Origin of the sequence: Pseudoalteromonas rubra (genome assembly GCF_005886805.2) — a bacterium.
In the GTDB taxonomy this organism is placed as follows: domain Bacteria; phylum Pseudomonadota; class Gammaproteobacteria; order Enterobacterales; family Alteromonadaceae; genus Pseudoalteromonas; species Pseudoalteromonas rubra_D.
Genome location: NZ_CP045430.1, coordinates 265,039 through 278,338 on the forward strand (window position 1 = coordinate 265,039; position 13,300 = coordinate 278,338).

General features: G+C 47.1%; 13 protein-coding genes. 5 read left to right on the top strand and 8 right to left on the bottom strand.

The window, feature by feature from the left end:
- The first annotated feature begins 75 nt into the window (after nucleotides 1-75).
- The gene (locus tag CWC22_RS20460) at nucleotides 76-1,341 is read left to right on the top strand and encodes an AraC family transcriptional regulator (RefSeq protein WP_138537989.1); all 1,266 of its coding nucleotides are present in this window, start codon (nucleotides 76-78) and stop codon (nucleotides 1,339-1,341) included.
- Between the two features lie 213 nt (nucleotides 1,342-1,554).
- Here the strand turns inward: CWC22_RS20460 and wrbA are convergent, their stop codons facing one another.
- From wrbA to CWC22_RS20495, 7 genes are all read right to left on the bottom strand, one after another.
- Nucleotides 1,555-2,151, bottom strand: coding sequence for an NAD(P)H:quinone oxidoreductase (wrbA, locus tag CWC22_RS20465; RefSeq protein ID WP_010380774.1), 597 nt, complete (start codon nucleotides 2,149-2,151; stop codon nucleotides 1,555-1,557).
- A gap of 204 nt (nucleotides 2,152-2,355) precedes the next feature.
- Nucleotides 2,356-2,652, bottom strand: a complete 297-nt coding sequence (locus CWC22_RS20470; protein ID WP_138537990.1) for a DUF3325 domain-containing protein — start codon at nucleotides 2,650-2,652, stop codon at nucleotides 2,356-2,358.
- Nucleotides 2,646-4,214, bottom strand: a complete 1,569-nt coding sequence (locus CWC22_RS20475) for a PepSY-associated TM helix domain-containing protein (RefSeq protein ID WP_230090684.1) — start codon at nucleotides 4,212-4,214, stop codon at nucleotides 2,646-2,648. Before CWC22_RS20475 ends, CWC22_RS20470 begins: the two co-directional genes overlap by 7 nt.
- Nucleotides 4,211-4,507, bottom strand: coding sequence for a hypothetical protein (locus tag CWC22_RS20480; protein WP_125557310.1), 297 nt, complete (start codon nucleotides 4,505-4,507; stop codon nucleotides 4,211-4,213). Before CWC22_RS20480 ends, CWC22_RS20475 begins: the two co-directional genes overlap by 4 nt.
- Before the next feature lie 81 nt (nucleotides 4,508-4,588).
- Nucleotides 4,589-6,733, bottom strand: a complete 2,145-nt coding sequence (locus CWC22_RS20485) for a TonB-dependent receptor (protein ID WP_138537991.1) — start codon at nucleotides 6,731-6,733, stop codon at nucleotides 4,589-4,591.
- An 87-nt stretch (nucleotides 6,734-6,820) separates the two neighbouring features.
- Entirely contained in the window at nucleotides 6,821-8,164 is a 1,344-nt protein-coding gene (locus CWC22_RS20490; RefSeq protein ID WP_125557314.1) for a sensor histidine kinase, read from the bottom strand.
- Nucleotides 8,161-8,844, bottom strand: a complete 684-nt coding sequence (locus tag CWC22_RS20495; protein ID WP_125557316.1) for a response regulator transcription factor — start codon at nucleotides 8,842-8,844, stop codon at nucleotides 8,161-8,163. The genes CWC22_RS20490 and CWC22_RS20495 overlap by 4 nt, the downstream gene beginning before the upstream one ends.
- A gap of 205 nt (nucleotides 8,845-9,049) precedes the next feature.
- Here CWC22_RS20495 and CWC22_RS20500 point away from each other — a divergent pair, with 205 nt between their 5' ends.
- From CWC22_RS20500 to CWC22_RS20515, 4 genes are all read left to right on the top strand, one after another.
- A complete protein-coding gene (locus tag CWC22_RS20500) occupies nucleotides 9,050-9,304 on the top strand; it encodes a RebB family R body protein (RefSeq protein WP_138537992.1) in 255 nt (84 codons plus the stop codon).
- A gap of 31 nt (nucleotides 9,305-9,335) precedes the next feature.
- Complete coding sequence (locus CWC22_RS20505) at nucleotides 9,336-9,560, top strand: acyl-CoA thioester hydrolase/BAAT C-terminal domain-containing protein (protein WP_230090685.1); 225 nt, start codon at nucleotides 9,336-9,338, stop codon at nucleotides 9,558-9,560.
- A 224-nt stretch (nucleotides 9,561-9,784) separates the two neighbouring features.
- Nucleotides 9,785-11,635 carry a peptidase S41 gene (locus tag CWC22_RS20510; RefSeq protein ID WP_138537993.1) on the top strand — a complete coding sequence of 617 codons (1,851 nt, stop codon included), beginning with the start codon at nucleotides 9,785-9,787 and terminating at the stop codon, nucleotides 11,633-11,635.
- A 135-nt stretch (nucleotides 11,636-11,770) separates the two neighbouring features.
- On the top strand, nucleotides 11,771-12,004 hold the full coding sequence (locus CWC22_RS20515) for a hypothetical protein (protein ID WP_138537994.1): 234 nt from the start codon (nucleotides 11,771-11,773) through the stop codon (nucleotides 12,002-12,004).
- Nucleotides 12,005-12,082: 78 nt separating this feature from the next.
- Here CWC22_RS20515 and CWC22_RS20520 read toward each other — a convergent pair whose 3' ends face one another.
- On the bottom strand, nucleotides 12,083-13,300 hold the full coding sequence (locus CWC22_RS20520; protein ID WP_125557324.1) for an Nramp family divalent metal transporter: 1,218 nt from the start codon (nucleotides 13,298-13,300) through the stop codon (nucleotides 12,083-12,085).

Here is a 13,300-nt window from a genome sequence, read left to right on the forward strand (position 1 = left end):
CCTTGACGACACGGCATGCCATCCAGCCTTCGCTGGATGGCTTGTTTATACAGAACCTGAAAACAAGGAAATATCATGTCCACAGTTTCAAAGCGCTTTTTTATTACACAACCCTGGATTGGCAGTAGTGATGTACTTTTTAAATTAAAGCAGCAGATTAGCCTGCTCGCTGAAAGTAACTTACCTGTCCACATCATTGGCCAGCCTGGCAGTGGCAAACATTTAGCTGTCAGCCACTTACATTATTTAGATAAGGTTAACTCACAGCCACTTATCGTTTCTTGTGTGAACCAGTGGGCTGATAATTGCGCGATTAAAAAACTCGACTCTCTTATTGCCCAATCTCTTTCAGGCACGCTATATCTAAAGAACATAGATGCGTTAGATACCGGGCAAATAGACGCCATCAAAGACTACTGGCTTAATCTGAATACCAATGTCCAGGCACCAAGACTGATAACTTCCACTACAATTCAAAAACATCAACAAGCTTTAAAGCACACACCGCAAAACTCATTTTTATACTGGTTACATTATCATAGCCTTAAACTGAATATCCCCACACTGGCGCAACGGCGCGAAGACATACCGGCTCTGATAGCCCATTACAAAGCAACCTGCCAGCACATCGCCAAGCTGCAAATAGACGATCAGGCAATGGAATGGCTGAAACAATACAGCTGGCCCGGCAATATAAGACAACTAAAACACTGCCTGGATACGCTGTCTATATTGTCTCCCCAACAGGAGATCACCAAACAAACACTGATTAAAACGTTGCCGGTCATAGATGATGTACCTACTCAGTATTCAGGGACACTCTCCACATCGACACGCTCAAAAAATAATGAGTTCCTCACTTTACTTCAGTCTCTTACGGTTTGTAGAGAGCCACATGCATATCACCCCAATAATGCAGCTACAGTACAGCATCCAGTCCCTGTAAACCTGCAAAAAATAGCCGATAAATCTCACCCCGCCCTTGTCAGAGCACTGCAATATGTGGAAGAAAATTTCAAAAGGCCAGTCAATCTGAGTGAGGTTGCCAGTCATGCGTGTGTCAGCCCCTCTCACTTGTCATTTTTATTCAAGCGTTATGTAGGCCTGTCATTCAAACAAACTTTGTTAAGACTCAGAATTAAAACAGCCATGACACTGTTGCGAGAAGACCCTCTGTGCCGGGTCACTGAAGTATGCGATGATGTTGGTTTTTCCGATCTGAGTTTTTTTGTCAGAAAATTCAAATCTGTTGTGGGTGTCAGCCCGGGAGTTTATCGCGACCAGCATGCCAAACACACTAGCGAAGCGAGCCGTGGTCGTCAGACAACGACAATTTCCTGAGGCAATACGTAAAATAATACTCTATCACTTAATGCTAGCTTGCATGGCGCTCCTTCAGACAAAGAATAAATCCAAAAACTACGTCAAGTGCAGCTCAGCTAACTTATTAGCCGGTAATAACATTCCAACACTTGTAATCCTTAACGAAACAAACAACAAGTGGCTTATAGGGGAAATGCGCAGCGGTTTTACGCTGCGCCGTATTTTGTGCCATTAGGCTAATTTGGCAGCAATACCCGCTACATGCTGCCCCTGGAACTTAGCCAGGGCGATTTCTTTATCTGAAGGTTGACGACTGCCATCAGCCCCCGCAATACAGGCAGCCCCCAATGGTGAGCCGCCTCTGACTTCTGAGATATCCGTTAACTCAGCCGCTGCATAAGGTAACCCAACCACCACCATACCGTGATGGAACAAAGTGGTATGAAATGACTGTATGGTAGTTTCGTTACCGCCACCTGTACCCGTCGAAGTAAATACACTGCCCACTTTTCCAATCAGCTTGCCTGCAGCCCACAAACCTCCGGTTTGATCCAGAAAGTTGCGCATTTGCGACGCCATATTGCCAAATCGCGTGGGGGTGCCAAAAATAATGGCATCATAACCTTCGAGCTCTGCCGGTGTGGCAATCTCAGCCACCTGATCCAACTTAACCCCGGCATTTTTTGCAACCTCTTCCGGCATTAACTCAGCAACACGTTTAACGGTTACCTCAACACCATCAACTGAACCAGCTCCCTCTGCAACGGCATTTGCCATGGTTTCGATGTGGCCGTAGCTTGAATAATATAAAACCAGTACTTTTGTCATCTTCATTTCTCCATGTGCTGTTGAAGGGCTCTCCAACAACCATTGTTTTAACCAACTAAACATGTTTGATTACTTCTTTCGTTAAGTATAGGCATGCATGCCTGTAGACCAATGACATCATTACATAGCTGATTAAGAACGTAATTACGTAAAAAGTGATAGGTTTGTTCTAATAAAAAGAATGTTTCAGTCGCATCCCGCCACTTATCTACAAAGCCATCTAAGTAGTCTGGGACGATATGTCAAAATAACAACCAGCGTAAACACGACCATAGTTGCACTCCCAAACCAGTATACAAGCCCCCGTGACACGCCCCAGACAAAAATACAGACAAACAAAGCGAGCAGGTTCAAACCCGTGCCACTAATACGCAATAACCACAACCGCTGCTTAGACAGGTGTACAGATGGAGCGGCAACCCGACTAAAGTTACGCTGCATTGCCACGCAGAGCAGCGCAAAACCGAGCAACAATATCATCAGTATCGAAGTGATCAGCATACTAACGGCTCCTTTTTAGCCACAGTGGAGCTTCTATGTTTTCGAGAAACGACCGTCGCCGCCAACCCAAAGCAGCCCGCAAACAACCACATACTGAGATCAAAACCGAGCATCAACCAGTCAGCGTTCAACAGACTGGTTATGACACTGTGGTGTGTGGTGAGCATATTGACCAGAGGAATAGCAAAATAAACCAGTGCTGCGATCCAAAGCAAAGTTGACCACTGTTCCCGGCTCCGATTGATTAAACAATACAGACAGCACAGCACCCATGCTGCAAACAACACATGCATCTCCCAGGCAGCCCGGTCTGGCATATCAGGCGCAAGCAGTCGATTGCTTAAAAAATAACAACCAATCGCAATTGGCAGACCCAGCAAAGCGCCTCTGTTTAGCCTGGCAATTAAAGTAATGAGTAATGAAGGTGTGGCCTCTTTCATCACTTGCTTTTTAAGCCAGATGATCATCCCAGAGGCAATCATCGCAGCACCAAACAACCCGCAGAGGAAATACACCCAGCGCAGATAAATATCGGCAAACAGGCCTTCGTGAAGATGCTCAAGTAGATCATACACTGCAGCAGCCCGCCCTACTTTGCCAGTTGCTATCTCAACCTCAACCCGCTCTGTACGGGCGTGGTACTTGAGCAATGAGGCAAACTCAACCCCTTCACTGGTTTCAAACCAGATCTCTATGTGTTCAGTGTCAGTGCCCCTGTCAATAACACCGACAAAGTTGACCGCCTGATCGGTCACTCGCTGTTTTGCATCAGACAGTGCCGTATCTACATTTAGCTGCGCGGGCAAAATCTCAGTGTCCAGAGTGGTGTAATCCTCCAGCTGAGAAGCATCATAAAACTGACGATGCATCTGCCTGCCTTCACCATACTGACTATCAATGACCTTAGACATGGTCACCCCCATGAGCAACATAACGCCGCTGTAGGTAATCATTAAATGAAACGGCAATGGCAATACACTGAAAACATTATGAATATCCAACCAGGAACGCAGGCCTTTAGCGCTTCGAAAAGTAAAAAACTCTGCAAAAATCTTCCTGTGAATGATCACCCCGGTCACCAAGCCAATTAACATGAGCATGCCTGCCAGACTGGTCAGGATATAACCCACCAGCGGCGGCACGTAATGCAAGTTATAGTGCAGCCGGTACAGGGTTTCTCCGCCACTGGTATCGCGGATAGACGTAATGTCTCCCGTATTTGGCTCAAGCGGCTTCTCATACCACTGACGACGGACCTGTTTCTCTGGGTCGCCGGGCTGTAACCAGGAAATTTCGATGTAAGGATCCCGTGAGGTAGGCAGGCTCACATACCACTGAGATGCATCATCAGCGTGTTCGCCAAGCTGTGCCATCGCCAAATCAATGGCTTGTTTGTCCGAAATATCATTGCTTGTGACAATTTCAGGCTTCATCCAGCGGTCAATCTCGTTTTCGAAATAACCGACACTGCCAGTCACAAAGATAAAATATAATAACCAGGCAAACACCACGCCGCTCCAGGTGTGCAGCCAGCCCATGGACTGTCGAAACCTTGCTTTCATAGGGCCTCCGATACAGAAAGTAAGTGGATTAGGCCATACAGCAAGGCTATTAGGGTCGATATCAGCAAAGTTGCACGCCATGCCGTTCTGACTGTAAATACACTGATCACAACCAACGTATAAACAACAAAACTCCACATCATACCGGCAACGATGCCATCCACTTTGTTATCCCCGGGTAATTGAGAAATGGCTATGGCGGCGAGGTTAGCAATCGCAAATCCGCCAACCAGGGCAAGTAATAGCCGCCAGCCAAGCGCAAAGGCTTGACCAGGCTTTGCTGATAAGCTCATGATATTAAAACCATATTATGAAGAAACAGACGCCATATCAGCCACAGTCTAAACGAGCACTATGGCTGAGATGATTAGAGGTTAGAACTGATAGGTCAGCGTTAAACGAATGTCACGACCGGCTTCTTTGATACCAACCACATTTTCATAGCCAGGGATATGACCATAGTCGGCGACACTGCCATGACTACGATATGATTCATCGAGCAGGTTCTGAACAGACAAGTCCACTTTTAATGCCTCAAACGGCGCATAGCTGATGTAAGCATCAACCAGTTGATAACTTGGCTTACTGATGGTTTCCAGTTCAGTGACCCAGCCCAGCTCCATAGAGCGATGGAAAACCTCGATATCATTGAGGCTTGCGACATAATTATAATTCCAGCCCAGTTTGATCTGTTCATTCAGGCGGTAGTTAAAATTAACATTGACCGAATCGCCAACTGCATTCCCCAGCCCGCCATATTCATAGGCGGCCATATCGATACCATTGATTGTAACGGGTTTAGTAGAATCCGGGGCTGCCGGATCTGGCAAGTTAAATACGGCATTATTCAGTTCAACATCATTATTGTTGTAGCTGATAATCACATCAAAATTATCCGCCTGATATCCTGCAACCAGCTCAAATCCTTTGCTTTCTAACTCACCGATGTTTTCATAGAAAACGCCTTCTCTGCCTTTAAACTTGTCAAATACCACATCATCTATGGTACTGACATACAATGACGCTTCCAGCATCCAGGTGCCATCGTTGTATTGCAGACCCAGTTCAGTATTTTCAACCTCTTCAGGGTTCAGGTTTTCATTGGGTGTTAACTCACCGACAGTGAAGGCATCAGCCACCTGCCTGCCACGCAGCGCTTCGGCGTAGCCCAACGACAGCTTGAGATTGTCAGCAAGCTCGTACACAAGGCCGACGTTTTTACTGATCCCATCCTGTTTTTCCGTTGAAAATGCGTTGCTGGTTGTCACTGGATTGCCATTGCCATCTTTTTCGATAACCCAGACACCATCCACTTTCACCCAGTTTGCATCAATACCGCTGTGATCGAGTTCATAACTGTCATGACGCAAGCCAAAACTCAGCAGTAAATCGTCGCGCATTTGCCAGTGATCCTGCACATAGAGCCCAGTCACTGTGCCATCTTCATCATAAATGCCGCCAAAATCGCCATAAGACTCAGAGTCTACTTTGTCATTTTTGCGCTCGATACCATATGTCACGGTGTGCGCACCAATATCACTGGTATTGCGAATATCAAAGCCGGTCGTTTCAATCGACGCATCCCAGGTATATAACTCACGTTTAAATGATGACTCGGTCTGATAAACCGTGGTTTCTAAATTAACCAAAGCGCTGTGATACCAGGTATGGTTTAGAACCAAAGTTTCGCGCTCCCCCCAGGATGAGAACAGTGGATCGGTCTGTAGCGGTGCCCAGTTGGTTTGCTTACCAAATTTACCTTCTTCTTTGCGACGCTCAAAACTAACAACCAACTCCTGATTGTCAGTCAGTTGCGTATTAACTTTCACAAACCCTAGGGTCTGATCAGCAGCAGTCCCAGGAATTTCCTGACCATCACCATCTTCCATGTTCTCCCGGCTAACAGTGACATACGAGGCCAGCACACCTATCGAATCGGTGACTTTACCGTATAAAGATACGCTTTCTTTGTGGCCATCATTGGTGAAATAACTCGCTTTAACTGTACCGCCAAATCGTTCACTGGCTTTGAGTAAATCATCAGCACTTTTGGTTTTAAAACGAATAGCACCGCCTACGGCGCCTGAACCTGCCGTTGCCTCACCAGCCCCCGCTTGCACTTCAACGCTACGCAGCAACTCCGGCTCTATTGCAACCCGGCCAATATGATGGAACAAGGTACTAGTTTGTGGCGCACCATCCACCGTGACATTCACCATGGAATCTTCCAGACCCCGGACAAAAACCTTTTGTGCAATCCCCAAGGATCCGCCGACCGTAACCGACGGAGTATGGCGAAAAACGTCTTCCAAGTCGTTCGCCTGATAATTTTCTAACACCTCAGGCGTGATCTCTGAATTGGTTGTGGCACCAACGACCGCGATCCGCTCTATTTTCTGCTCGTCAGTGTCAGCGTAAGTCTGCGCAGCATAAACGCTGGTTCCAAAACCGCTCAAAGCAACCGAACAGGCTAACAAACTTTTTTTAAACAAATGATTTTTATGTGGGGCAAGTGGCATGATTTACATCTCAGTCAAACAACAAGTTAAAAGTCTAAATCGGAATTATTGTCATTTAAACTTTTCAGGCAATCACTTTTACAACTGTTACATTTGGCAAATAGGAATCATTATCGTAACCAAAAGACCACCGGTGCTGGGGTTATGTGCCGAGATACTGGCTCCCACACTCGCCAGATGGCGCTTTGCCAGCGCCAGACCCAGACCAAAACTGTCATTTTCTGCAAGACGGGCGTTATCAACACGAAAAAATGGTTCAAACACTTTCTCAAGAAATACCTCCGGGATCCCTGGCCCCTGATCCTGAATTTGAATGCAATACAGCTCAGATTGCTGTGTCAGTGTGATCTGCACATGCTTGCCCACCGGCGTGTAACGCAGCGCATTGCGAATAACGTTTTCTACGGCAGGACACAAAGCACGGTGGCAGCTGTTTTGAACAATAGCGTTAGCGGGAGGGTCGAAAATAATACGCCTGTCGGGAAACTCGAACCTGGCATCCTCCACCAGCACATCGAGCAAGTCCACTAAGTCGACATTTTCTCTTTTTAGCACTGGTTTTTCATTTTCCAACCAGGCCAGTGTCAATGAATCTTCAACGAGCTTTCTGATCTGAGCAGACTCGCGCGCGATCCGTGCAAGATGTATCTGAGCATCATCCACATCAAAGCTCTCGACCGCAATGTCGAGACGCGTGAGCGGTGTGCGTAACTCATGAGACAGATCAGCAATGAGCTGACGCTGGCTGGCGATCAACTCGCCAATTTTGGCCGCCATCTGGTCAAATGTGGCAGCCAGATGAGCAAACTCATCGTTACGTTTTCCTAAATATCTGCCTAGCCTGACCTTAAAGTTACCCCGGCTAAACGCCGATGTGGCACTGTCCAGCTTGCGCAGCGGAGTAATAATGTGCTGATAAAGTAGTACTGACAGCACAGCTAGCACCCCCATCGGGATCAGGACCTGAAGCAAAAACTTGGTGGTTGCCCAGTAAGTACCGGGGCGCATCCTGCTAGGTAGCTTTATCAACAAGCTGGCATTGCTGTGCTCAAAGGGTAATTCCATCACCGGATTTGCGGAAAAATAGAGATGAATCTTCCACTCTATACTGCGCCCAAAATGGTAAGTGCCAACAATGTCTTTATCTATCGGTTCGCCGGCAAGATGGATCGCCCTGAAACTGGCGACCGATGCCCAGGTCGATTCTTCCGTCATCAGTTGCGCTAACCAGGCATTCAGTGCCTGGATATTATTAGCCATATAGAGTTGTTCAGACTTGATGCGCCACTGCGTCAGCTCTGCACGATCCGCTTTTGCAATCATGCTCATGCTTTCTTCTGTTTTTAATGTCAGTGCATGTAACAGGTAGAAAAATGCCACTAGGCCCGTTGCCACAATTATGCACAACTTCCAGAGAAATGTGCGCTTCATTTAAAACAGTACCCTTGACCATGCACCGTTTGCAGCCGCTCGCCATACCAGTTGGCATCATTGAGCTTTCTGCGTACCCGGCTTAAATGCATATCCAGGCTGCGATCATATGCGCCAAGCTTTTTGTTCAATACCGACAAATAAAGGTCAGCCTTAGGGACTATAGTATTTTGCTGTGACATGAGTGCCCACAGCAGTTTGAACTGGATCGGCGTAAAATCCAGCGGTTCACCATGCAGTGTTATAGACTGCGTTTGCAGTGCGAGCCTGAGACCGTCCACAGTAATTTCAGATTGAGTGATGGGTGCAGTATTACCATGACTACGCTTCAACAGGCGCTCAATTCTCAGTAATAACTCTGTCGCGTTAAAAGGCTTTGCTACGTAGTCATCCGCACCATGACTGAGGCCCACAATCCTTTCTTCTTCTGCGCCTTTGGCGGAGACCATGATCACTGGCTGCTGGCTCGATTCGCGCAGTTTTTGCAGCAAAGTAACCCCATCAAGTTTAGGTAACATTTTATCCAGCAAGATCAAATGGTGCTGCTGCGTCCTTGCCACTTCAAGTCCCCGTTCCCCGTCAAAGCATTGATCTATGTGATAGCCCGCTTTACGCAATAAATCAGCCAGATAAACGCTTAGCGTATTGTCGTCTTCGATTAAGAGTATTTTTTGTACCACACACGGCCCCGATAATAAAAATGATAATCAGTTGCAGATAGGCATAATAAGGACAGACACTGTAAATGTAAATTGTACACACATGAGGAATAGTGATGTTTGCGCAACTAGCTGATAAACATATCTGTAATAGGGTGTAATCGTACAGAAGTTAAGACTGAACCATAATAATGAGGCACTTATAACCCCGACAAGGAGTAAGCTCATGGCATTTCCTACCGCAGTAAACAGTCAGATCACAGATTCCGTCTCTCAGGTTAATACCAATGTACTAGGAGATAGTCCGGCCGTCGCGACCGGCAACTTTATGCTAGCGACAAGCCAGGCATTAGCCAATGCTGCACATCAGGCTACGCTTTCACAAAGATTCTCCAAAACGCCTGTTGCTCGGGGGGTGGACATGTTGTATGGCATAGATACAGCTACGACAGCAGTAGGCACTAGCAGGATATTCAGATAATATAACTGTGTGGTTCAGCATCAGGATCCCGGTGGAAACAACCAACGGGCCAATCCTCCTAGTCTCAGCTATACAAGATAAGATTTGGCCGTCACACGCGATGGCAAACAAAATCACCGAGCCGCTCGAACAGGCTCAATTCTCTCATCCATATCAACACATAGCACTACCCGGTAGCCACTACAGTTTTAACCGTGAGACCCAAAACCAGGTCAATCAGTGTCTAACCAAAACGCTGGTTAACCAGTGTCAGTAGCCGGGCTTTACAATTGGCCTTCGCACAGCTCCATATATCATAACTAATTGGCTTTTCAGGCCAGTCCGCTGAAGGAGATTGTCAGTCATTAGCGCAACCTTTCCTGTCCAAAACTCCCTTGCCATTTAAACAAGCACATAGATTCCCCCCTGCCTGTGGGGTTTACAGCTGAACAAATTAACGCTAGTTTCGTACCTAATAATGATAAAAAAGGGAAATGTGTGATGCGAAATCAGTTGCTTTTTATATGCATAAGTTTGTGTTTGACGGCCTGTGGCGGCAGTGGGGGTAACAAAGGTAATGAGAACACCCAATCTCCGGGTTCAAGCCCAGTGTCTCCGCCGGATAATAACCGCTTGCCAGACTCTCCCCAGGCGCGTCCCGATGTCACATTTAACGAAGCACTGATTGATGACGTAGAACACTTTGTCACGCTGGCCCATTCAGTGCAGTACTTTTATCCCTCTGAAGAAGTAAGTGCATCAAACTGGCCACTCTTTATTGCCGAGAGTATTGTCGAGTTAAGCCAGACAGAAGAAGCGGCGCGCTCAGACAAGGGCATAGAGTTACTAAGACAAATCGCACCCTATGTCACAACACAACAGGACCACTTGCCCACACTAGAGCAACAAACACAAGTCATGGCCTGGCAACAAAATGCGCCTTTTTCGCAGCGTTTCTATGAAAGAGATCTGCGCTCAGGCAACTACGACTCACTCAGTAACCAGCTGTACTTGCCCAACAACCGATATGCGACACTGGACTATGGCCAGCAAAGGGTTTATGTCCCTTTGTACCTGCCTGCACAAGCTCAGTTGACGGGCGATACATTTTCCCGGGTGGGCCGCTGGCAACTGACAGAAAACTTTGAACAGCCGGAAATATGCATGGCGACCGTCTCTGGCATGTGGGCCATGATCCAGCACTTTTGGCCTTATTTTCACCAAGTCGAACTGAACTGGACGCAAAGCCTTAAGCCATTATTAAATGCCTGCACTGAGTCGGACCTTACGCAAAGAAACACCCGCATTTATACCGAATTTACCAAGCTCAATGACAACCACCTCAATATTGCCTTACCAAACCCCGAGTTGCCTCCGTTTGATTATTACATGCCCTTTTTCTTCGAAATGGTTGAAGGGAAAGCCATTGTTACGCGCACGGAGCAAAACAATCCGTCGGAAATCGAGATTGGCGATGAAATAACCTCCATTGACGGTGAAGCGGTGCAGGCTTATCTGCAAAACCGAACTGCTCATTCTTTCTACAACCAACTACAAGGGGTTAACCGGGTTGCACGCATGCACTTTTACCAAACCTCTTCAACACCCGTTCACTACGAGATAAAAAAGCCAGATGAGCGTGTGATCCAGCAAACCGTAACCCCGCTTAAGAGCGAGAGCGCTCTCAATTTCAGCGGTCTCAGATATGTGCCCCACAGCGTTGATGTGCTGGAACCTTTAGGTGACAACATTTATCGTATTAATGTATATAATGTCGAACAGCAAGGCCTCAGCTCACTCAAGTCGCAGCTGGCAGAGGCCAAAGCCGTCGTGCTGGATATGCGCCATTACCCAACCAGTTGGCCAGGGTGGCAGGGGGTACTCAGTTGGTTTATTAAAACGGATGCCGTTAACAACACGCTTGCCAACTACTGGCAAGGTGCACCCAATCAAAGTGACGTGCAGGTACAAAGCCTGCCACAGACAATCCGTATTGCACAGGACGCACTGAATATTCCGGCAATAGCACTGGCCTCCAGGGAAAGCCAAAGTCGGAATGAGCATGCACTTGTGTTTGCACGCGCTGGCGGAATAAAAGTCCTGGGTGAAGCCACATCAGGGATCAACGGAGAAGTCTTTGAAGCGGATTTCTTTAACTTCTCGGATAACTTGTCTCGGGATAATATTTTTGTCTTTACCAATATGCTTGCAAACCGACTCAATGGTGATCCCTTGATCAACGCGGGCGTCGAAATTGATATATGGGTACCCAGGACGATAGAAAGCGTCATAACACATCAAGATAACCAGCTGGTAGAAGCTGTGAAATACTTAAAAGCGCAGCTAGAGTAAAACCGCGACCGCAATAGTCTGTACGCTAAGCACTTTAACTGGGCCTGACTCCAACAAGCCAAGAGTTACACTTTATCTACAAAAAAATGTGTACTAACCTGAGCTGGAAGAGCAGAAAATAAAAGGACTTACATTATGTTAGACATGCTGAGAAATGGAGATCTTCCGTTGGCCCCCACAGTGCTTGCGCTACAGTTCATCCTGTGTCTGGGAGTAAACTTACTGATTGCTTATAAATATCAATACAGCAAAGCCGCTGCAATGCTCGTTGCTTTGATCCCTTTTATCAATATCTATGCAACCTACGTGTATATTGGTCTGGCGATATTTCATTCAAGAAAAGTCAAAGGCACGGGTAACCCGGGTTAATACCATCACCATATTAAGTAACCCGAAGCGACTAAAACGCTTCAGCTTTTCATTTCCCCGCCTGCAGCTTTTGCCATGTCAAATCCACCCCAGAGATTTTGCTATCAAACGAATACCCAGCATGGCGGTAAAGAGCAGCACAGAAAAGCCCAGAATATTCGAAACCGTAGTATTTGCGTATTTCCCTAGCATTCGTTTGTTGTTCATAACATACAGCAAAAAACCGGCGATAATTGGCAATAACAGGCCGTTGGCAAACTGAGCCAACAGAATGATCTCTATGGGTTTAATATTGGCCATAGATAAAACGGCACCAATCACTATCACAGTAACGCTGATCAAGCGAAAGGCCCGCGTGTCTACTTCGGTGTTCAATTGCAGCAACTCGGTGACCACGTAACTGGTTGCCAGTGGCGCTGTGATAACACTGCTCAATCCCGCAGCAAACAAGCCAATGCCCAACAGGTATTTAGACAAACTGCCAAACAGCGGCTCAAACACTTTGGCCATATCAACGGCATTATTAACACTCAAACCGAGGGTAAAGATACTCGCCGCTGCCGTAGAGGTCACCAGAATGGCGATAAGCCCACCCAGACCAATGGAAATGGCAGTATCTGCACGCGCTTGTGGGATATCCTCCGGATTTGTCCAATGCGCCTTAGCTGCCGACGCATGTAAAAACAGGTTGTAAGGCACCACAGTTGTGCCTATCAGCGCTATCACTGTCAGCAAAGACCCTTCTGGTAATTGAGGGGTTGCCATGCCCTTTAGCAGCGCCGTTAAATCTGGATCAACCAGGAAAAAGGTGACCACAAAAGCCAATGCCATAATTGCCACCAGCGTGATCAAGATACGCTCTATTTGTTTGTAAGTACCGAGAATTAAAATCACGGCACCAACCGCCGTCAATGCAATAATAGAGCCACGAAAGACCCACTTGCCCGGCGTCGTGATCGCCTCAATACCCAGCGCAGCACCCACTAAATTGCCCGCCTCATACGCAGCATTTCCGACACAAATGGCCACAATGATTAAGATAAACAATGGCCACTTCCAAATCGAGTCGGCCAGCGATTGATGGATCACGGCCCCCAGCCCCTGCTGTGTTACTATCCCGGCGCGGGCTGACATCTCCTGCAAAATGATGGTTGCCAGAGTTGCAAAAACCAACGCCCATAACAAAGCATAACCAAACTGAGCACCGGCTAACGTACACGCGGTAATAGTGCCAGGACCTATAAAAGCGGCGGTCACAATTACGCCTGGCCCCAGGTTTTTAAGTTTCTTTAGCAT